The organism is Gemmatimonadota bacterium (assembly GCA_040882465.1).
Classification (GTDB): domain Bacteria; phylum Gemmatimonadota; class Gemmatimonadetes; order Longimicrobiales; family Gaopeijiaceae; genus JBBEBG01.
Genome location: JBBEBG010000016.1, coordinates 18,035 through 38,937, shown reverse-complemented (window position 1 = coordinate 38,937; position 20,903 = coordinate 18,035). Strand labels below are relative to the sequence as shown.

Annotated in this window: 21 protein-coding genes and 1 pseudogene; all 22 read left to right on the top strand. The window is 67.8% G+C overall.

Going from position 1 to position 20,903, the window contains the following annotated elements; genetic code table 11:
- The first annotated feature begins 6 nt into the window (after positions 1-6).
- Positions 7-1,278: a pitrilysin family protein gene (locus WEG36_04395; protein ID MEX1256840.1), complete on the top strand. Its 1,272-nt coding sequence runs from the start codon at positions 7-9 to the stop codon at positions 1,276-1,278.
- Complete coding sequence (locus WEG36_04390) at positions 1,275-2,630, top strand: pitrilysin family protein (GenBank protein ID MEX1256839.1); 1,356 nt, start codon at positions 1,275-1,277, stop codon at positions 2,628-2,630. Before WEG36_04395 ends, WEG36_04390 begins: the two co-directional genes overlap by 4 nt.
- Positions 2,627-3,229, top strand: a complete 603-nt coding sequence (locus tag WEG36_04385; GenBank protein ID MEX1256838.1) for an NUDIX hydrolase — start codon at positions 2,627-2,629, stop codon at positions 3,227-3,229. The genes WEG36_04390 and WEG36_04385 overlap by 4 nt, the downstream gene beginning before the upstream one ends.
- Positions 3,230-3,538: 309 nt before the next feature.
- Positions 3,539-4,189, top strand: a complete 651-nt coding sequence (locus WEG36_04380; protein ID MEX1256837.1) for a sigma-70 family RNA polymerase sigma factor — start codon at positions 3,539-3,541, stop codon at positions 4,187-4,189.
- Positions 4,190-4,418: 229 nt separating this feature from the next.
- Complete coding sequence (locus tag WEG36_04375) at positions 4,419-4,967, top strand: zf-HC2 domain-containing protein (GenBank protein ID MEX1256836.1); 549 nt, start codon at positions 4,419-4,421, stop codon at positions 4,965-4,967.
- Positions 4,968-4,979: 12 nt separating this feature from the next.
- Positions 4,980-5,981: a DNA polymerase III subunit delta gene (gene holA / locus WEG36_04370; protein ID MEX1256835.1), complete on the top strand. Its 1,002-nt coding sequence runs from the start codon at positions 4,980-4,982 to the stop codon at positions 5,979-5,981.
- Positions 5,978-6,814 (top strand): SPOR domain-containing protein, encoded by an 837-nt coding sequence (locus WEG36_04365; GenBank protein MEX1256834.1) that lies wholly within the window; start codon positions 5,978-5,980, stop codon positions 6,812-6,814. Before holA ends, WEG36_04365 begins: the two co-directional genes overlap by 4 nt.
- A 182-nt stretch (positions 6,815-6,996) precedes the next feature.
- Positions 6,997-7,170, top strand: a pseudogene (locus WEG36_04360) (heavy metal translocating P-type ATPase).
- On the top strand, positions 7,170-8,477 hold the full coding sequence (locus WEG36_04355) for a dipeptidase (GenBank protein MEX1256833.1): 1,308 nt from the start codon (positions 7,170-7,172) through the stop codon (positions 8,475-8,477). Before WEG36_04360 ends, WEG36_04355 begins: the two are co-directional and overlap by 1 nt.
- Before the next feature lie 47 nt (positions 8,478-8,524).
- Entirely contained in the window at positions 8,525-11,188 is a 2,664-nt protein-coding gene (gene mutS / locus WEG36_04350) for a DNA mismatch repair protein MutS (GenBank protein ID MEX1256832.1), read from the top strand.
- Entirely contained in the window at positions 11,185-11,568 is a 384-nt protein-coding gene (locus WEG36_04345; protein ID MEX1256831.1) for an energy transducer TonB, read from the top strand. Before mutS ends, WEG36_04345 begins: the two co-directional genes overlap by 4 nt.
- 13 nt (positions 11,569-11,581) lie before the next feature.
- Positions 11,582-12,664 (top strand): D-alanine--D-alanine ligase, encoded by a 1,083-nt coding sequence (locus WEG36_04340; protein MEX1256830.1) that lies wholly within the window; start codon positions 11,582-11,584, stop codon positions 12,662-12,664.
- A 76-nt stretch (positions 12,665-12,740) separates the two neighbouring features.
- Entirely contained in the window at positions 12,741-13,586 is an 846-nt protein-coding gene (locus WEG36_04335; GenBank protein MEX1256829.1) for a rhomboid family intramembrane serine protease, read from the top strand.
- A 188-nt stretch (positions 13,587-13,774) separates the two neighbouring features.
- The gene (locus tag WEG36_04330) at positions 13,775-14,524 is read left to right on the top strand and encodes a YebC/PmpR family DNA-binding transcriptional regulator (GenBank protein MEX1256828.1); all 750 of its coding nucleotides are present in this window, start codon (positions 13,775-13,777) and stop codon (positions 14,522-14,524) included.
- Positions 14,525-14,534: 10 nt separating this feature from the next.
- A complete protein-coding gene (ruvC, locus tag WEG36_04325) occupies positions 14,535-15,113 on the top strand; it encodes a crossover junction endodeoxyribonuclease RuvC (protein ID MEX1256827.1) in 579 nt (192 codons plus the stop codon).
- Positions 15,110-15,694 carry a Holliday junction branch migration protein RuvA gene (ruvA, locus tag WEG36_04320; GenBank protein ID MEX1256826.1) on the top strand — a complete coding sequence of 195 codons (585 nt, stop codon included), beginning with the start codon at positions 15,110-15,112 and terminating at the stop codon, positions 15,692-15,694. The genes ruvC and ruvA overlap by 4 nt, the downstream gene beginning before the upstream one ends.
- Positions 15,691-16,728 carry a Holliday junction branch migration DNA helicase RuvB gene (gene ruvB / locus WEG36_04315; GenBank protein MEX1256825.1) on the top strand — a complete coding sequence of 346 codons (1,038 nt, stop codon included), beginning with the start codon at positions 15,691-15,693 and terminating at the stop codon, positions 16,726-16,728. The genes ruvA and ruvB overlap by 4 nt, the downstream gene beginning before the upstream one ends.
- On the top strand, positions 16,725-17,876 hold the full coding sequence (gene queA / locus WEG36_04310) for a tRNA preQ1(34) S-adenosylmethionine ribosyltransferase-isomerase QueA (GenBank protein MEX1256824.1): 1,152 nt from the start codon (positions 16,725-16,727) through the stop codon (positions 17,874-17,876). Before ruvB ends, queA begins: the two co-directional genes overlap by 4 nt.
- Positions 17,873-19,024 carry a tRNA guanosine(34) transglycosylase Tgt gene (gene tgt / locus WEG36_04305; GenBank protein MEX1256823.1) on the top strand — a complete coding sequence of 384 codons (1,152 nt, stop codon included), beginning with the start codon at positions 17,873-17,875 and terminating at the stop codon, positions 19,022-19,024. The genes queA and tgt overlap by 4 nt, the downstream gene beginning before the upstream one ends.
- 100 nt (positions 19,025-19,124) lie before the next feature.
- Complete coding sequence (gene yajC / locus WEG36_04300; protein MEX1256822.1) at positions 19,125-19,391, top strand: preprotein translocase subunit YajC; 267 nt, start codon at positions 19,125-19,127, stop codon at positions 19,389-19,391.
- A gap of 49 nt (positions 19,392-19,440) precedes the next feature.
- The gene (gene def, locus WEG36_04295) at positions 19,441-19,959 is read left to right on the top strand and encodes a peptide deformylase (protein ID MEX1256821.1); all 519 of its coding nucleotides are present in this window, start codon (positions 19,441-19,443) and stop codon (positions 19,957-19,959) included.
- Complete coding sequence (fmt, locus tag WEG36_04290; GenBank protein MEX1256820.1) at positions 19,956-20,888, top strand: methionyl-tRNA formyltransferase; 933 nt, start codon at positions 19,956-19,958, stop codon at positions 20,886-20,888. The genes def and fmt overlap by 4 nt, the downstream gene beginning before the upstream one ends.
- Positions 20,889-20,903 lie beyond the last annotated feature (15 nt).

The following is a 20,903-nucleotide window of genomic DNA, read 5'->3' as shown; positions in this document are numbered from 1 at the left end:
GCGACTTTGTTTTCCTTCGACATCCGCCGGCACGCCCTGGACAATGGCCTCACCGTCATCCTCGCGCCTGACCCCTCCGTTCCCGTCGTCGCGGTCAACCTCTGGTATGGGGTCGGCTCGCGGAACGAGCGCGAGGGGCGGACCGGATTCGCGCACCTCTTCGAGCATCTCATGTTCCAGGGGTCGGCCCACGTCGAAAAGGGCCGCCACTTCGAGCTCGTGGAGCGCGCAGGGGGCTCCCTGAATGCCTCCACCTGGTTCGACCGGACGAACTACTTCGAGACGGTCCCCTCGCACCAACTGGAGCTCGTGTTGTGGCTCGAGTCGGATCGCATGGGTTGGTTCCTTCCCGCCATGGATCAGGAGAAGTTGGACAACCAGCGGGACGTGGTCCGCAACGAGCGGCGCCAACGGTACGACAACCAGCCGTACGGGGACTGGGACGAACGGATGCTTGCGACCGTATTTCCGCCGGATCACCCCTACCACCACTCCGTGATCGGCTCCATGGAGGATCTGGGGCGCGCGGATCTCGAGGACGTCACCGCTTTTTTCAACACCTTCTACCGTCCGAACAACGCCGTTCTGACCCTCGCCGGGGATTTCGACCCGGCGGGCGCCATGGAGTTGGTGTCGCGTTACTTCGGCGAGATTCCGCGGGGATTGGATCTCCCCCCGATCCCGGGACGGACGGAGATCGAGCCCGCGATCGGGGGGACGTCCGTGGAGCGCGTCGAGGCGGACGTTCCCCTGCCGAGGGTCCACCTGGCATTCCGGATCCCTCCAGTCACCGACGAGGAGTTTTATGCCGCCGAGGTCGCGAGCGCCGTGCTCGGGGCGGGACGCGCATCGCGACTGTACCGCCGGCTGGTGCGGGAGAGGCGCGTCGCGAAGGATGTGGCCGCTTTCGCTTACCCGCTCGCGACCGGCCGGACCATGATGGTGTGCCGGCTCACCGGATATGCCGGGGCCGATCCCGAAGTCCTAGAGGAAGCGCTCTTCGGCGAGGTGGACGCGCTGGCGGACGTGGCGCCGCCCGAAGTGGACCGGGCCGTCGCGCTGGCGGAGACCGGTCTCGTCCGGGAAGTCGAAGAGCTCGCCTCGCGGGCCGACCTCCTCTCGATGAATCAGACGGTTTTCGGGGATGCGGCGCGCCTGAACTCGGAGGTGGAACGGGTTCGTGCCGTGACGGCCGAGGGCATAAGGGATTTCGCCCGGGACACGCTCGGGCCCGACAACCGGGCCGTTCTCACCTATGTCCCCCGGGGGGCGGTGTGAGCCGATCCAGATCGGAGCCGCCCGAGTCCGCCGCCATCCGTCCCTTCCACCTCCCGCCGGTTGTTGCAGACGCCCTCGCCAATGGGCTCCAGCTCCGCTCGATGCGACGCGCGAGCGTCCCCCTGGCCAGCGCTACCCTGGTGCTCGACGCCGGAGAGATGGGGCTCGCAGAGGAGCGGGCCGGGCTCGCAGTCCTCGCGGGAGAGACGCTCCAGGGCGGAACGGCCCGGCGCACGGGGACCGAGCTCGCCGAAGCACTCGAGGGGCTGGGTTCCGCCTTCCGCGTCGCGACCGGGTGGGACGGGACGACCATCGGGTTCACCTGTCTCGCCGAGCGGTTCGACGAGATGTTCGCCCTCCTGTCGGAGATGGTGCAGGGTCCCAGCTTCCCATCCGACGAGGTCGAGCGTGTGCGCAACCAGAGGCTCGCCGCGATCGCACAGCGGCGGATGGATCCAGGAGACCTGGCCGACGACGCGATGGACCGGACGGCTTTCGACGTCCGGCATCCGTATCACCGCCCGCTCGCGGGGACGGAAGCGTCCATCGGGGCGCTTGGGCCGGAGGCGGTGCGCGCCTTCGCGACCTCGCGGTATTCTCCGGCGGGGGGCGGCCTCGTCGTGGTCGGCGACCTCCTCCCGGATCACGTGACGGAGATCGCCCGGCGGCACCTCGGCGAATGGACCGCTCCGACCGACGCGGGTCCCTCCTCCCCTTTGCCCCCGGGGTCCGTCGAGCGCCGGGTGGTTATCGTCCGGAGGCCCGGAGCGGTCCAGTCCGAGATCCGTATCGGGCACGTGGGTCCCCAGCGAGGCGTGTCGGACGAAATTCCGCTTCGCGTGGCAAACCTCGTCCTCGGTGGCGCCTTCACCAGCCGGTTGAACTTGAGCCTGCGCGAACGACACGGCTTCACATATGGGGTCCATTCCCACTTCTCCTTCCGACGCTCGGGGGGAGCGTTTACGATCGGAACGGCGGTCCAGACCGAGGTGACGGCGCCGGCGCTCGCGGAGGCGATGGCGGTCGTCCGCCGCTTCGCCGACGAGGGGCCGACCGCGGATGAGCTCGATCGCGCGCGAGACTACCTCGCGGGAGTGTTCCCCCTGCGCATGGAAACCACGGCCCAGCTCGCGGGGCGGCTCGCCGAGCTCGTCCTCTTTCGCCTTCCGGACGACTACCATCATCTCTTCCGGGAGAGGATTCGGGCGGTCACGCTCGAGTCCGCTCGGGCGGCGGTGCGCGCTCACCTTCACCCGGAGCGCGCCGGTGTCGTGGTGGTGGGGGACGCCGAACGGATTCTCCCGGAGGTGGAGGCGTTGGAGCTCGGGTCCGTGGAGGTGCTCGACGGTTGAGCCGACACGACGACGAGACGACGCCGGGACGCATGGCGCGGCGGAAGATCTATGATGGGCGAATCGTCCACCTGAGCCTCGACACGGTGCGATTTCCGGGCGGCGACAGCGGTGAGCTGGAGCTGATCACGCACCCGGGGGCGTCGGCCGTCGTTCCCTTCCTGGATCCCCCCAACTCTACGGATCCGCGGCTCGTCCTGATCCATCAGTACCGGTACGCGGCTGGGGGCGAGATCTACGAAATTCCGGCGGGGATCCCGCACTCGCCGAGCGAGAGCTGGGAGGCGTGCGCGCGCCGGGAGCTTTCGGAGGAGACCGGGTTCGAGGCCGGGGATTTACGATACCTGAGCCGGATCTACACGACCCCGGGGTTCACGGACGAAGTCATTCACCTCTTCGCGGCGACCGACCTCGCGCCCGGGAGAACGAGCCGGGACGCGGACGAGTTCATGGAGGTCGTGACGCTCCCCCTCTCTCGGGTTCTCGCGAAGATTCGCACGGGAGAGATCGTGGACGCGAAGAGCCTCTGCGCCATCTTGTTCGCCGCTTCCTTCCTCGAGACCGTCTGGCCTGAGCGGCGGTCGCCTCCCCCTCGCTGAGGCATCCCGCCTGCCAGGAGGGCGGCCGTCGTGGTGGGCGCCGCACCCCGGAGTCCGAGCGGAGCTTCTCCCGGGAAAAGTCTTCCCCTGACACCCGGGTCAGGAGGGACGGAAGGCCCCGCCGGACCTGTCCCCTTCCCAGCCGTTGGTGTCCCCTGAGGAGGACACGGCGCGAAGCTGCGGGGCCGAAAGCCTTGTCCCCGGGCCAGTCCCGACTCGGTACGCTTCCTGCTTAATGAGTCGGGTGCAGGGCGAAGAGCCCTCCCCCTCTCCAGGGGGCGCATCCCTCGCAAGACGAGGTGGCCGACCATGCTCGCCACGAAGACGAAGAAGGGCGCACTTCCTCCCGACGCGGGTCCCGCCCGGAAAACGAGAGAGGAGCTCGCCTCCCTGACGGACAGCGAGGTCGTCCAGCGCTTCCTCGACGGCGAACAGCGGGCCTTCGGGGAGCTCGTAAATCGGTATGACTCCCGCCTCGTCAACTTCGTCTACAGGACCGTCGGAGACCGGGAGCGGGCCCAGGATCTCGTGCAGGAGACCTTTGTGAGGGTCTACCGCCACCTGCACCGCTTCGACCAGTCGAAGAAGTTTTCGACCTGGATCTACACCATCGCGAGCAACCTCGCGAAGAACGAGCTCCGGAACCGCTCTCGGAATCCGCTCGTCCTCTTCCAGACGATCAAGAAGAACTGGGACGCGGACCACCGGCCACTCGAGTGGGAGGATGAATCGCTCCGGCCGGACGATCTCTACCGGAAGCGTCATCTCCGCGAAGTCGTCGAGAAAGCCGTCCAGGAGCTCCCGGAGCATCACCGAATCGTCTTCGTCCTGCGCGAGCTGGAAGGGCGCACCTACGAGGATATCGCGGAGATCACGGAGACGAACCTCGGGACGGTGAAGAGCCGCCTGAATCGCGCGCGCAACAACTTCGCGCGAATCGTGGCTCCCATGGTGGACTGACCCCCGGGCGCGCGAGGGCGGGCGCAACGGTCGCCGCGCTCGCGCTCGAAGCCTCTGCGAAACCTCGCCCCCGCCGGAGTCCGGCGGGGGCGGTTCGTTTTCCCCACCCTCTCGTCGTAAGCCGCTCGGTGTGGAACCCGCCGGGCGCGGATCCTGTATCAACCTCCGACTGCGGTGGTCACGAACTCCTTACTGTACCGAGGGTCCTTCACCGGAGGGTCGCACGACGATGAAGTGTTCGGAGTTTCTCGCGCGCTTCTCCGACTTCTACGACGGGGGAGCGTCTTCCTCCGACAGGACGGCCTTTTCGGGCCACCTGGAGGGATGCCCCTCCTGCCGGCGGTACCTGGAAGTGGTCCGCCGCGGTGTGGCCCTCCTGCGGGAGATTCCTCCGGTCGAGCCCCGCGAGGATCTTCACGACCGTCTGCGCCACGCGGTTTATTCCTTGGAGGAGGAGCGCCGAAGGGGGAAGGCTTCATTGGGAGCCTCGGGAGTCATGGCCATCGTCGCGGTCGCGGCCGTGCTGGCCGTGTTCATTTGGACACCCCTCGTGCGCAGCGTCGAACCGAACATCGAGCTGACGCCGATCGTCGCCCGCCGACCGGCGCCCCTCCCGTTCGTGCCGCTCGCCACAACCCGGCCCATGGTTTCTCTTCCGCCCGGCGGGCTTTTCGCGGAGTCGGACCTCTGGTCCCGGTCGAACTCCCTCCTCTATCTGCATTCGAGCCTGGGTCGCAGGTACCGCGAACCGGGGCTGTTCCGAATCGGCCTCCGGTAACACGGGCCACCGATGCGATCATCTCCGCTTCCCCGCTCACTCGGTGGTGCGCGGGGCGGCGTCTATTATCTCCACGGCACGGACGAGCTTCGTAAAGAAGCGGCCGCGCGCGCCTTGGTTGAGCTCCACCTCGATCCCGCGACAAGGGATTTCAACTATGACCTCCTGCGCGGTTCCGAGGTCACTGTGGAGACTCTCGCGACCGTGCTCGGGACGCCCGCGATGATGGCCGAATGGCGGGTCGTCCTCCTTCGCGAAACGCAGGCGTTGGCGAGCTCGCCGCGCGCACGCGCATTGATCGCCGCGACGGCCGAATCGCCTCCCCCCGGCCTGGCGCTCATCCTCCTCAGCTCGGAGCCGGATTCGACCGCCCGCTTCTACAAGGACCTCAAGAAGGCGGCGCGAGCCGCCGAATTCCGGCCTCCGGGTCCCAACGATCTTCCCGGCTGGCTCATGTCCTGGAGTCAGGACATGTTCGGACGCGAGCTCGCCGAAGACGCGGCCCGCGCGCTCGCGCAGTCCGTCGGCGGCGAGCTCGCGATCCTTACTCAGGAACTCGAGAAGTTGGCCACCCTCGTGGGAGAGGGAGAGGTCATCACGAAGGAAGTGGTCGCGGCGGCGGGCACGCGCCTTCCGCGCCAGGACCGGTGGCAGTGGCTCGACCTCGTCGGAGAGGGGCGCATTCGGGAGGCTCTGAACGGCCTTCCGGTCCTCCTTCAGCAGGGCGAAAGTGGTGTGGGACTGACCGCCGCATTGGGCACCCATTTCCTGCGAATCGGCCTCGTCCTGGAGGGGGGTGGGGAGGCCCTCGCCGCGCTCCTTCCGCGCAATCAGCACTTCATCGTGGCCCGGTGCCAGGCGCAGGCCCGGCGCTGGAGCCCGGAAGGGATTCGTGAGGCACTCGACGGGCTCCTCGAGATGGATCGCCTCCTCAAGTCTCAATCCATGTCCGAAGCCCACTTTCTGGAGCGTTGGCTTCTCGAGCGAATGGTCGCGCTGGAGCCGGCGGCATGAGGATCGTCGGTCGCCTGCGCTGGAGTCGCGTTGCACTCGCCGCGACCGGGCTCTGGGCCGCCGTCCCCTCGACCCTCCTCGCGCAGGGCCAGGAGCTCACCGAGGTGGACCGCCTCATTGCGGAAGGGCAATTCAGCGACGGTCGCACGGTCCTCGAGAATTGGCTCGGCCGCGGGTGGGACGGGGCGTCGCGAGCCGAGCGGGAGCACGGCCTTTGGCTGAGGGCACTTCTCACGATTGATCCCGCGATCGCGGAGCTCGACTACCGCCGCCTCGTCGTCGAATATCCGGGCGGGAGATTTTCGGATCAGGCGCTCCTGCGCCTCGCCCAGGGCGCTCGAGCGCTCGGCGACCGGGAGGCTGCGCTGCGATACCTCGAGATCCTCATCCGCGACTATCCTGAGAGTCCGTATCGGGTGGAGGCCCGCACGCTCATGGCCTCAGTGGCGCAGGACCCGCTTCTCGCTCGGACCGTGCCCCCTCCGGCCGTGTCTGCCCCGACCACCGCCGTTCCGACCACCGCCGTTCCGACCGCCGCCGTTCCGACCGCTCCGCCCAGCTCCACCCGTTCGACTTCAACTCCCTCCCTTCCCACCACGGTGCAGCTCGGCGCGTTCTCCTCAGAGGCCGCGGCCCGCGCGCTTCTGTCGGATCCGCGCCTCGAGGGATTCGGGGTGCGCCTGGTTCGCGTCCCCGGAAGCGCGCTTTTCAGGGTCCGAATCGGCGCCTTCGCGACCCCCGAAGAGGCGACGGGTCTCCTGCAAGCCATCCAGGGGCGCGGCATCCCGGCGATCTTGTCGTCGGACCGCGATCTCGAGTCGCCGGTCCGCTGATTGGGGCGAGCTCCACCGGGAACCTCCGGGCCCCTTCCGGGATTGTTCAACTCGCCCCCGAGGTTCGCGATCCTCGCTCCCTCGAGGCATGCCGGCTGTGAGCTCCTCCTCCCACACCACCGCGCCGCGAGCCCCGTCCCCCGAAGGGGGGGACCAAGGATCGATTCGTCCTCCCCGTCTCGGGTCTCGACTGCGCCGGGTGCGTGGCCTCCGTGGAGCGCGCGTTGACCTCGATCGAGGGGGTCGCCGACGGCGCGATGGCGTTCAGTTCGGTCACCGTCGTGACGAACGCGAACCGCCAGCACAATGTGGCGCCTCAAGGGCGCTCGAACGCCAAGATCGAGGAGGAGAGGTGATGGGACCGAAGAGCTGGTCTTGGAGGAGGGGACTCACCGCCGGCGTGCTCGTTTTGGTGGGGTGTGGAGGTCCGGCCGCGGAGCCGGCCCCCGAGGAGGCCTTGGATGCGGCGGCGCCGACCGAAGAAGAGATCGTGGCACTGGCCCAGGGGATCCACCAGCGCGTGATCGCGCTGGATACCCACGTGGACATCCCCTTCGACTTCGCTTCGGACTCCGTTGACCCCGGGGTGCGCGGGACCTTCCAGGTGGATCTTCCCAAGATGAGGGAGGGAGGGCTCGACGCCGCCTTTTTCGTCGTCTACCACGCCCAGGAGGCGCGGACGCCCGCGGTATATGCGGCGGCCCACGCACGAGCCATGCAGAAATTCGCGGGGATCCGACGGATGGTGGAGGAGCTCTACCCCAATGAAATCGAGCTCGCCCTCACCGCGGCCGACGTGGAGAGGATCAGCGCTGCGGGGAAACTCGTGGCCCTCATCGGCGTCGAAAACATCTATCCGATCGGGACGGATCTCTCGACTCTCGAGGAGTGGCACGCACTCGGTGCGCGATACGCCTCGCTGACCCATAACGGGCACAGCCAGTTCGGCGATGCCGCGGTCGAGCTTCCCGCACTCGGGGACGACGGGCCCGAGTGGGGGGGACTCTCCCCACTCGGGGAAGCCGCCGTGGACGAGCTGAACCGGCTCGGAATCGTGGTGGACGTCTCCCATGCACACAAGCTGACGATGCTCGACATCGCCGCGCGGTCCCGCGCCCCGATCATCGCGTCGCACTCCTCGATTCGCGCGGTCGCCGATCACCCGCGAAACCTCGACGACGAGCAGCTCCTCGCGATCCGCGACAACGGAGGAGTCATACAGACGACCGCGCTCGACGCCTTCGTGAAGATCCAGCCCCCGGCAAAGGCGGCCGCCTACGACTCGCTTTTCGCCCGCTTCGAGATTCCACCCGGCGCGGACATGGACAACCTGAACCTGTCCAGCTCCTACCAGGACCAATTCAACGAGGGGATCGCCGCGATCGAGCTCCAGTACCCGGCGGCCACCGTTCGGGACTACGTGGATCACATTGACTACGCGGTCCGTCTGATCGGGGTGGACCACGTCGGGATCTCGTCGGACTTCGACGGCGGAGGCGGCGTAGAGGGATGGCAGGACGCCTCGGAGACCTTCAATGTCACCCTCGAGCTAGTCCGCCGAGGGTACACCGAAGTCGAGGTCCAAAAACTCTGGGGCGGAAACCTCCTCCGGGTGATGCAGGAGGTGGAGGAGGTGGCCCGCGGGATGCGCGTGGCCCCATAATTCGCGGCGCGAAGCGCGACTCCTCCTCGGAGCTCCTCCCCGACGTCATGGCGACACGCGAAGAAACGCCTCTCATGCGGCAGTGGCGGGAAGTGAAGGCTCGCCATCCCGACTCCCTCCTCTTTTTCCGGGTCGGGGACTTCTTCGAGCTTTTTTACAAGGATGCGGAAGAGGGTTCCCGCCTCCTGAATCTCACCCTCACCGCCCGGAACAACGGCGCGGCGGCAGCGGTGCCGATGGCCGGTGTGCCCGCGAAGGCGCTCGACGACTACCTCGCTCGGCTCGTGCGTCTGGGCCGTCGTGCGGCGATCTGCGATCAGGTCGAGGATCCCACCGAAGCGAAGGGGATCGTCCGCCGTGAGGTGACGGAGACGGTCACCCCGGGCACCGTGCTCCTCGATGCCCTCCTTCGCGCCGGTCGCAACAACTACCTCGTCGCCGTCACCCCGCCGCGAGCCGGACGGGTCGGGATCGCGGCCGCCGACCTCTCCACCGGCGAGCTCACCCTGGAGGAAGTCGAGGTCGAGGGGCTCGCCGCCGAGCTCGGGCGAATCGGGCCGGCGGAGCTCCTCCTTCCGCGCGCTTTCGAGGAGGCGCCTCTCCGGGGCCTCGGTGGGGGTGAAGAGGGGGGCGGGCTCGTCCGGACATTTCGCGACGACTGGATCTTCGACGAAGGGCTTGGCGAGGACGAGCTCCTCCGCCGCTTCGGAACGATTTCTCTCGACGGGCTCGGCTTCGAGCCTTCCGACGGGCTCCTGATCGGCGCGGCGGGGGCGGTGGTCCAATACGCCCGCGAAATCCAACCCGGGGGCACCGGCCAGCTCCAGCGCCCGCGGATTCGGCGTCCCGGGAGCGAAATGGCGCTCGACGAGATGACGAGGCGGAATCTCGAGCTCGTTGAGCCGCTCCGCGGGGGGGAAGAGGGAGGCACCCTCCTCGCCGTGCTCGACGACACCGTCACCCCCATGGGGGCGCGCTTACTCCGGCAGTGGATTCTCCGTCCGCTCGTGAGCGCCGAGGCGATCTGGGCGAGGCAGGACGCGGTGGAGGAGCTGGTGCGGGGGCGGGAGCTTCGGGACGAGATGCGGCGGGCGCTCGCAAAGGTCCAGGACCTGGAACGGCTCGCCGGCAAGGTCGGCTCGGGACGGGTCACCCCGCGGGAGCTCCGGGCGCTCGGGCGCTCGCTCGCGCTCCTTCCCGAACTGCGCGCCGCCGCGTCCGGCGTCGAGTCGTCTCTCCTGGGCGAAGTCACGACGGGGCTCGATCCGATGGACGACCTGGTCGCCCGGCTCGGCCACGCGCTGGCGGATGACCCCCCGCACTCCATTCGGGAGGGAGGAGTGATCCGAACCGGGTTTTCCGCCGAACTCGACGAGCTCCGCGGGGTCCGCGACGGAGCACGAGACTTCATCGCCTCGCTCCAGGCGAGGGAGCGGGAACGAACGGGGATCGGCTCCCTCCGCATCGGCTTCAACCGGGTCTTCGGCTACTACCTCGAGATCACGAAGGCGAATCTGGACCGCGTTCCCGGCGACTACGTAAGGAAGCAGACGCTCGCGAACGCGGAGCGGTACTTCACCCCGGAGCTGAAGGAATGGGAAGAGAAGGTCTCGGGCGCGGAGGAGCGCATCCTCGAGCTGGAGACGCGCCTCTTCCAGGAGCTGCGCGGAGAGCTCGCGCACGAAGTCTCGCGCCTACAGGAGGGGGCGGGCCGGCTCGCGCGCCTCGACCTGATGACGACTTTCGCCCAGGTGGCCCAGGCGCGGCGGTACGTGCGTCCCGAGCTGCACACCGGATTCGAGCTGGAGCTGGCGGGGAGCCGCCACCCGGTCGTCGAAACGATGATGCCGAAGGGGGACTTCATCCCGAACGACCTGATCCTGGACGAATCGGGTTCGATCGTGATCCTGACGGGCCCGAACATGGCGGGGAAAAGCACGATCCTTCGCCAGGTGGGACTGATCCAGCTCCTGGGGCAGATCGGATCCTTCGTCCCGGCCGACCGGGCGCGCCTTCCGCTCGTGGACCGGATCTTCACGCGCGTCGGCGCCTCCGACAACCTCGCGCGGGGCCACTCCACTTTCATGGTCGAGATGCACGAGTCCGCCGCGATCCTGCACGGCGCGACCTCCCGGAGCCTCATCCTCCTCGACGAAATCGGGCGCGGGACCTCCACCTACGACGGGGTATCCATCGCTTGGGCGGTCACCGAGCACCTCCACGAGTGGGTGCGGGCCAAGACGATCTTCGCGACGCACTACCACGAACTGACGCAGCTCGGGGATCTTCTCGAGGGTGTAAAGAATATGAACGTGGCGGTGAGGGAGGCCGGGGATGAGGTCGTTTTCCTGCGTCGCCTCGAGGAGGGCGGGGCCGATCGCTCCTACGGAATTCAGGTGGCGAGGCTCGCGGGGCTTCCCGCCCCCATCATCGCGAGGGCGAAGGAGATCCTCGCGGAGCTCGAGGGGACGCATTCGGCGGGGGGCGAAGGCTTGGGGAGGGGAGGCGCCCATCGCCCCGGATCCACGGTCCCCCCCGGCCAGCTTTCTCTCTTCACCGCTGAGGACGCGACCATTCGCAAGCTGCGGGAACTCGAGCCCGAGAACATGACTCCACTCGAAGCCCTGAATGTCCTGAGCCGGATCGTCGGGGAGCTGCGGCGGCGCGACCCTTCGCACTCCATCCGCAACGAGGAGAGCGAGCCGAGATGACGGTCGGCGGCTTCCTTCGTCCGTTCGCGGGGCCCGTCGTTGTCGTCGGCCTGTTCGGGGCCCTCGCGGCGTGTGGGGGCCCCGATGATCTTCAGCAGCCCATCCCCCTGTACGGCGAGGAGGTTCGATACCCCCTCTCACTCTGGGACCGGGGCATCGAGGGGGAGACCCTCCTCCGCGTCCGGGTCACCGATACCGGAGTGGTGGACTCTGTCGAAGTGATGGAGTCCTCAGGGCACCAGGGGCTCGATTCGGCCGCGGTCGAGGGCGCGCGCGAGCTCCGCTTCCAGCCAGGGCGGAGAAACGGCGACCGGGTGCGGATGTGGGCCAACCTTCCCGTCGTCTTCTCCCGGCGCCCTGAGGGAACCGGCTTCGATTGAGCGGCCTCCCCGAGTGACCGGCCCGGATTCCAAGCCGGCCGGGGCACCCCTGAGGATCACTGTCCTCATGGGAGGCGCCTCGTCGGAACGCGAAGTCTCGCTCGCGTCGGGCACCCAGGTCGCGCGCGCGCTCGAGTCGCTCGGCCACGAGGTTGTCTGCGTGGACACCGCGCGCGGCGTCCTCTCTTCGGCCGAAGTGGACCGCCACCTCGCCTCTGGCGTCGCGGAAGCCCCCCCCCCGGCGGGCGTCCCGGACCTTCTGGCGACCGGCGACACGACCGCGCTCACCCGAGCGCCGGAAGTCTTGGGGACCGACCTCGTCTTTCCCGCGCTCCACGGCGGCTCGGGGGAAGACGGGACGCTCCAGGCCCTCCTCGACCTGACGGGACTCCCGTACGCCGGAAGTGGACGGCTGGGATGCACCCTCGCGATGGACAAGGAAGTGAGCAAGCGTCTGATGCGGGCCGCCGGGATCCCGACACCGGATTGGATTGCCGGACCCGTTGCTCTCGAGCGGGTCGAGGCCGAGCTCGGATTTCCCGTCATTGTGAAGCCACCTTCCGGAGGCTCCACTCTCGGGCTCACCCTCGCGCACGACCGGACCGAGCTCAGGGCGGCCGTGCAAGAGTCGCTTCGTTACGAGGACCGCATCCTCTTCGAGCGCTACGTGCGGGGACGCGAGCTCACCGTCGGAATCGTGGGCGAGGAGGCCCTTCCGGTCGGGGAGATCGTGCCGGCCCACGAGCTTTTCGATTACGCCTGCAAGTATCAGCCGGGACTCGCCGAGGAAATTTTTCCAGCGCAGATCTCTCGGGAGCTCGCCGGGCGGGTGCAGTCGCTCGCCCTCGAGGTCCACCGGATCCTCTTCCTTCGTGACTTCTCCCGGGTGGATTTCATCGTGGACGAGGCGGGCGTTCCCTGGTGCCTGGAGGCGAATGCCCTCCCGGGACTGACGCGTTATTCGCTCCTCCCCAAGGCCGGGGAAGCGGCGGGGATCCCATTCGCGGAGCTCTGCGACCGAATCGTGAGAGTCGCCCTGAGGCGCCTCGCGGGCCCTCCGGGCGGCGCCGGAACAACTCCTGGCGGGGCGGGTTGAATCCTCTGCCGCGGGGAGGTAGTATGAACCCCCATTCGCTTCCCCGGCGCGAACCGGCTTTTACTCCGGGTACCCCATGTCATATGGATCGCAGCGGCTCGGCTTCGCTGACTCCCTGACCCCTTGGGTCAAGCGGCTCCTCGTCGCGAATACGGCGATCTTTTTCCTGTCGGTCCTCGTCGGACAGGGGTTTTTCTTCGAATGGTTCGGGTTTTCCCCGCAAAACGCGTTCACGCGTCCGTGGGGTGCCGTCACGTACATGTTCCTGCACGCGGACGGCTGGCACCTGCTGATGAACATGCTGGTGCTCTTTTTCTTCGGACCACCCCTGGAAAGCCGCTGGGGATCGAACGAGTTCATCAAATACTTTCTGATCTGCGGTCTCGGAGGCGTGGCTCTGAGCTTCGTCTTCGCCTCCAGCTCGAGCATCATCGGGGCGTCCGCGGCGACCTACGGGCTGATGCTCGCTTTCGCGCTTTATTGGCCCGACACGCCGATCTACGTCTGGGGGATCTTTCCGGTCAAAGCGATCCTCCTCGTGATGATCTTCTTCGCGCTTTCCTTCATCAGCGGTTTTGGGGGGGAAGGGGGAGGGGTCGCCCACTTCGCGCACATGGGCGGGGTTCTGGCGGGGCTGGCGTACATCAAGCTGGGTGACCGGCTCACGGCCCGATTCGGGGAAGCCCGAAGGTCCCGGCCTTCGGAGCGTTTTGCGATCGTGCCACGTGAACCATCGCGGGAGGAGGCGGATTCCCGTGCTTCCACGGGGCGGAATCTACTGCGCTCCCGCAAGCGGGAAGAGGAGCTCCTCGACGAGGTGGATCGGATTCTCGACAAGATCTCAGCCCGCGGAATCGAGGCCCTCACGGACGAGGAGCGGAAGGTCCTGGACGAGGTCTCCAAGAAGCGCCGGTCCAACTGACCGCCCGCCTCTGAACGGCGCGGGAGCCCGGCGCGTGCCCCTCGCGCTCCCGCGAATCCCTCCGAGAGGCGCCCTGGACCCGGCCCCGGGGTGGTCCGCCCTCCGGCGCCGCTCGTATATTCTCCCCCTCAAGCACTCGGTTCCGACCCCTCTCCGACGGGAGACGTCGCGTACTTCAGGAGGCGTGTGTGGCAGGTCACAGTAAGTGGAAGCAAATCAAACGGCAGAAGGCGATCAACGACCAGAAGCGCGGGCAGCTCTTCACGCGGTTGATCCGCGAGATCACGGTGGCGGCCCGGGCCGGTGGCGGCGATCCGGAGTCCAATGCCCGGCTTCGGCTCGCGGTGGATACCGCAAAAAACGGGAACATGCCCGCGGAGAACATCGATCGGGCGATCAAACGCGGCACCGGCGAGCTCGAGGGGGTCTCCTACGAGGAAATCGCGTACGAAGGGTACGGTCCAGGCGGCGTGGCCCTCTTCATCGAAACGACGACGGACAACCAGAATCGGACCGTGGCAGAAATCCGGCACATTCTGGAGCGGAACGGGGGCAACCTGGGGACCTCGGGTTCGGTGGCCTGGCAATTCCAGAGAATGGGCCAGATCTACGTGGACGCCAAGCGGTACCAGGAGGAAGCGGTCCTGGAAGCGGCTCTCGAGGCGGGCGCGGAAGACGTGGCCGCGGAGGGGGACGAATTCGTGATCACGACCGAAGTCGCCAACTTCCACGGGGTCCAGAGCGGCCTCCGGAAGGCCGGGATCGCCGTCACCCAGGCCGAGTTGGCCATGATTCCGCAGAGCGAGATCGAGGTCACCCGGGGGGACGCGGAGCGGCTCCTGAGACTCTTCGAGGTGCTGGAGGGGCACGACGACGTCCAGAAGGTCTCGTCCAACGCGAACATTGACGAGCGGGTGATGGAAGAGGCGATGTCGTGACGAACCCTTCGTGAGGGTGAGCGGGGGGGTGGGCCGGGAACGGGAGGGCCGGGAGCTGACGGTGGTGGGGATCGACCCGGGGACGACGGCGACCGGGTACGGGGTCGTTTCCCGGACGGGGGAGGGCCGGCTTTCCCTTCTGGAATGTGGGGTCGTCCGGACGACCTCGAAGGCGCCCCTGGCAGACCGAATCCGGGAGATCTTCGAAGAAATCGAGGCGGTGCTCGCGCGATTCCAGCCGGACGCCGTCTCCGTCGAGGCCGTCTTTCAGGGAAAAAACGTTCGGAGCGCCCTCGTTCTCGGGCACGCGAGGGGCGCGATCCTCCTCGCGGCCTCGCTCCGCGGCGTCGCGATCCACGAATATTCCCCCCGCGAGATCAAGAAGGCCGTGGTGGGACACGGAAACGCCACCAAGGATCAGGTCGGTTTCATGGTGCAGGAACGCCTTCGCTTGAAGACTCCCCCGGCGCCGTCGGACGCCGCGGACGGGGTGGCGGCCGCGCTTTGCCACTTCGTCATGGGGGTCGACGGCGCCCTCGGCAGTGGGGGGACGCTCCCACACCGCTTTGCAGCGCGGGGCCGCCCGTGATCTCCCGCCTCATCGGCACCCTCGTCTCCCGGACCGAGCATGGCGTGGAGATCGCCACCTCGGGCGGCGTCGTTTACGAGATCGAGATCCCCTTCTCCGTCGCCATGCGGCTTCCTCCCACGGGCCAGGAAGTCGAGCTCCGTACCGTGTACCGCGTGCGGGAGGACCAGGTCGCCCTCTTCGGCTTCCTGACCGAGGGGGAGCGCGCGTTGTTCCTCCGGCTCGTGGCGGTGACGGGGGTGGGGGCCAAGCTCGCGCTCGCCATGCTCTCGACATATCCGGCGCCGCGGCTGGCCCGGGCTCTCGCCGAAAAGGACATCGCCGCGCTCGTACAGGTGTCGGGAGTGGGACGGAAGACGGCCGAGCGTCTCGTCCTCGAGCTCTCGGACCGGATGGCAGGCATCGAGACGGACCTCGCGGCCGGGGCGGGTGGAGGGGAAGGGCCGCAGGCCGCCGTGCAGGTACTCGTGGCGCTCGGGATGCCCTTCCAGGAAGCGGACGGCGCCGTGCGGGCGGTCCTGGGGGAGGCCGCGGGCGGGAAGGCCGAGGAGATCGTGCGCAAGGTGCTGGCCCGCCGATGAAGGCCCGGCGTGAGGTGACGACGCCCGAGGTCCTGGAGGAGGATCGCGGGATCGAACCGACCCTTCGCCCGAGGCGTCTCGACGAATTCGTCGGCCAGGAGAAGGTCAAGGAAGGGCTGAGGATCGCGATCGAGGCGGCGCGCGGGCGCCGGGAGGCGCTCGATCACATCCTCTTCCACGGCCCGCCGGGTCTCGGGAAGACGACGCTCGCCGCCCTCATCTCGGAAGAGATGGGCGTGGCCATCCGCACGACCTCCGGACCCGTCCTCGAGAAGCCGGCCGACCTGGTGGGGTTCCTCACGAACCAGAGCGTGGGGGACGTTCTTTTCATCGACGAAATCCATCGCCTGCGGCCGGTCATCGAGGAGTTCCTCTACCCAGCGATGGAGGATTACCGCGTGGAGGTCAGGATCTCCGAGGGGCCACATGCACAGACGATGACGATGGAGATCCCGCGCTTCACCCTCGTCGGCGCCACGACGCGCTTCGGGCTTCTCACAGCTCCGATGCGGGCGCGTTTCGGAATCGTGCATCGGTTGGGTTTTTATCCACCCGAGGATCTCGAGCGAATCGTTCAGCGGAGCGCCGAGCTCCTCGACATCGAAATGACCGAAGAGGGAGGACGGGAGTTGGCGCGGAGGGCGCGCGGAACCCCCCGGGTCGCCAACCGGCTTCTCCGCCGCATCCGCGACTATGCCCAGGTGCGCGCCGCCGGCGTGGTCAGCGGAGACGTCGCCCGCTCTGCCCTGGAGCTCCTCGACGTGGACGAATACGGGCTCGACGAGATGGACGGGCGGATCCTCCAGACGATTTTGGAGAAATTCGGCGGCGGGCCGGTCGGGCTCGCCTCCCTCGCGGTCGCTCTGAGCGAGGACACCGAAACGCTGGAGGAGGTCTACGAGCCCTTCCTGATCCAGGAGGGCTTTCTGATGCGGAGCCCCCGGGGGCGCATCGCGACCGCCCGCGCCTATCGCCGGTTCGGCTACACCCCGCCGGAAGGGGTCCCGGACCAGGGGTCGCTCTTCAGGGAGTGAGCGCTTTCGCACATCCCCGTGGCACGCGTCCGGACCTGTCCAGGACCGACGCGTTCAACTACGCACTTCCGGAGGGGCGCATCGCGCGTTATCCGGCCGAGCGCCGGGACGCGAGCCGGCTCCTCGTCGTGCCGCGGGGCCCTACCGGGGACGGTGAGGGACGGCTCGAGGTCCCGCCGGCCCCGCCGGAGCTCGCGCACCTCCACTTCTTCGATCTTCCCTCCCTTCTCGCGAGGGGCGACCTCCTAGTCCTAAACGAGAGCCGCGTCCTCCCCGTTCGCCTGATCGGGATCAAGCCGACCGGCGCACGCTGCGAGGTCCTGCTCCTGCGGCCCGTGGCTCCGGGAAAAGTGGAGAACGCCCTGCGCTGGGAGGCGCTCGTGCGTCCCGGGGCGAAGCTCAAGCCGGGGCGGAGGCTCGTGGTCTCCGGGGAGCTGACCGTGGTCATCGAGGAGGGGCTTCCCGACGGAGGGCGCATCGTGCGCCTCGAGACCGCGGGCCGCCCCGACGAAGTTCTGGAAAAATTGGGCCGGATTCCCCTTCCCCCCTACCTCGAGCGGGAGGACGAGCCGCTCGACCGTGAGCGCTACCAGACCGTCTACGCCCGCGAGCCGGGATCGGTTGCCGCGCCGACCGCGGGACTCCACTTCACGCCGGAGCTCCTCGAGGCAATCGAGGCGGGGGGTGTCGGCATCGCTCGGGTGACGCTCCACGTCGGCCCCGGCACCTTTCGCCCCGTAGAGTCCGAGAACTCCGGCGAGCATCGCCTCCACCGTGAATCGTGGAGACTTCCTCCCGAAACCGCCCGCGCGATCACCGAAACGCGGGCGAGGGGCGGACGGATCTGGGCGGTCGGAACCACGGTCGTCCGGACCCTCGAAGGAGCGGCCGATCCAGACGGCACGATCCGGGCGGGATCCGGCGAGACGGAGCTTTTCATCCGTCCCGGCCACCGGTTCCGCATCGTGGATGCTCTGATCACCAACTTCCACCTTCCCCGGTCCACCCTCCTCATGCTCGTCGCCGCCTTCGCGGGTTACCGGACGACGATGTTGGCGTATGAAGCCGCGATTGGCACCGGGTACCGCTTCTATTCGTACGGGGATGCGATGGTCGTGACGCCGGCGCATAGGGAGGAGGGGGAGTGAACACCGCGGAGTCCTTCGCCTTCACTCTCGACGCCGTCGAGGGAGCGGCCCGCACGGGGCGCTTCCATACGCCGCACGGAGTGGTCGAGACTCCCCAGTTCATGCCCGTGGGAACGCTCGGCGCGGTGAAGACCTTGTCGCCGGCCGAGGTTGCGGGGGTGGGCGCCTCGATGATCCTCGCGAACACCTACCACCTCTACCTGCGGCCGGGGCACCGGCTGGTCCACGAGCTCGGCGGACTCCACGACTTCATGCGCTGGGACGGGCCCCTCCTCACCGACTCGGGGGGGTACCAGGTGTTTTCCCTCGCCTCGATCCGCTCGATTCGTGACGAAGGGGTCGAGTTTCAGAGCCATATCGACGGGTCGCGGCATCTCTTCACTCCAGAGGGCGTCATGGAGATCCAGCGCTTTCTCGGTGCGGACGTCATCATGGCCTTCGACGAATGCCCTCCCGGCGGGTGCCCGGCGGAAGTCGCCCACGCGGCGAACGAGCGGACGCTGCGCTGGCTGGCACGGTGCAGAAGCCGCTTCGACGAACTCGTGGCTGAACGGGAAGGCCCTGCGCAGAGCCTCTTTCCCGTCCTCCAGGGAAACGTGTATCCGGAGCTGCGGCTCGGTCACCTTCGGGAGGTCCGGGCCATGGGGGATTGGGACGGTTTCGGGATCGGCGGCCTCTCCGTCGGAGAGCCGAAGGAAAAGATGTGGGCGACGCTCGAGGCCCTCGAGTCCGATCTCCCGGCCGACCGGCCGCGGTACCTGATGGGCGTCGGATATCCGGACGACCTTCTCGAAGCGATCGCCCGCGGGTGCGACCTCTTCGACTGTGTGGCCCCCACCCGGAACGCGCGCCACGGCACCGCCTGGACCTCGGCGGAAGGACAGGTGAACCTCAAGGCCGCGCGATTCCAGCGGGATACCGGGCCCCTCGACCCCGAATGCGACGCGGAGTGTTGCCGGCGTTACGACCGCGCCTACCTTCGGCACCTGACCGTGGCCGGCGAGGCCTTCGCCCACCGGCTCCTCTCCCTGCACAATCTCCGCTTCCTCATTCGGCTTGCCGAGGTGGCGAGACGGCGTGTCCGCGAGGGGCGCTTCGCGACTTGGAGCGCCGATTGGCTGGAACGGTACCGGGGCAAGGCGGGGTAGAGTCCCCGCGGCACGAGAAAAATCTCGGTGTGGAGTGAACGAAAAGGTGAACCCATCAACCGGTGCCTGTCCGATGGACGTGGAGGCCTAATTGAGCCCGATGCTTTCGATCGCGATCCAGGTCCTCCTGATCGGGGCGATCTTCTATTGGCTCCTCATCAAGCCTCAGCGGGACGAGAGGAAACGCCATCAGGCGATGGTGGCGGCGCTGAAGAAGGGCGACGAGGTCGCCACCGTGGGTGGGATCATCGGCACGATCGTCCACGTCGAAGAGGATCGGGTGACGCTCAAGACCGGCGAAAACACCCGGCTCGTCGTCGAGCGGCAGAAGATCAGCCGGACGGCCGCGCCTGGCACTTCGACCTGAGCGATCGTGCCCGCGGCCCTGAGGTGAACAAAGGAGTGGAGTGAGCGAGATGGCGGTGCGAGAGATCGTTATACTGGGCGACCCGATCCTTCGGGAAAAGGCGAATGCGGTGGAGACCTTCGACGAAGCTCTTCGGGAGCTCGTCAGGGACATGTTCCACACAATGGTTTTCGCCGAAGGGGCTGGACTCGCGGCCCCGCAAATCGGGATTCCGTTCCGCGTGCTCGTGGCCGACACCAGCCGCGGGGAAGAAGGAAAGGGTGAGCGCCACGCCGTCGTGAATCCGACGATCGTCGAGCTGGGTGTCGAGGAGGAGCGGGAATCCGAGGGGTGCCTGAGTGTCCCCGGGGTAAGCGACATCGTGAGCCGGCCGGGACGGGTGGTTCTCGAAGGATTCGACCCCATGGGGAGTCCTATCAGGATCGAGGCAGAAGGGCTGCTCAGCCGAGTTCTGCAACATGAAGTGGACCACCTGGAGGGGATTCTCTTCTTCGATCGGATCTCCCCGCTGAAGCGGCGGCTCCTCCTGAGCAAGTACAAAAAGCTCCTATTGGAGGAGAGTGCGTGAGGGTGCTCTTCTGGGGCACTCCGGACTTCGCCATCCCCTCTCTCGGAGCCCTGATCGGGGAGGGACACGACGTCGTCGGCGTGGTGACCCGGCCCGACCGTCCGGCGGGTCGGGGGCGCCGGCTGCGGGCTTCGCCCGTGAAGAAGGCCGCCCTCGAGGAAGGGCTCCCGGTCCTCACTCCCGAGCACCCGCGGGGAGAGGCTTTCCTGAACGCCCTCAGGCTCCTCGATCCACAGATCTCGATCGTCGTGGCTTACGGCCACATCCTCGTCCCGGAAGTGCTCGAACTCCCAGAGCTCGCGTCCTGGAATGTCCACGCTTCGCTCCTTCCCGAACTGCGGGGAGCGGCGCCGGTGAACTGGGCGATCGCTCGGGGTTACGAGACCACCGGAATCACGATCATGCGGATGACGGCGGGGATGGACGAGGGACCGATCCTCCTCCAGCGAGAGGTTCCGATCGCCCCCGACGACACCGCTTCCGTCCTTTATGCGCGCCTTTCCGAGCTTGGCGCCGAGGCACTGGTTGAAGCGCTCGGACTCCTCGAGGCGGGAATGGTGAAGCCTCGGGAGCAGGACCATGCGCGTGCGACCTACGCGCCGAAGCTCGACCGCGACGGGGCGCGGGTAGATTGGCGCCGCACCGCAGTGGAAATTGCGCGGCATGTTCGGGGAATGGACAGGATTCCGGGAGCCTGGACCACCCTCGACGGCGAGGCGATCAAGCTCTTCCGGCCGGCGGTAGTGGAGGCCGGGAGGGAGGCCGCCGAAGGAGAGATCCTCGTCGCGGATCCCGCCGAGGGGCTCCTGGTCCGGGCGGGGCAAGGAGCGGTTCGGATCGGTGAGGTGCAGCCGTCCGGGAAGCGCCAGATGAAGGCGGTGGACTGGCTCCGCGGGGGAGGCGCTCTCGTCGGGGACACTTTCCTCTGATTCCTCGCCTCCACC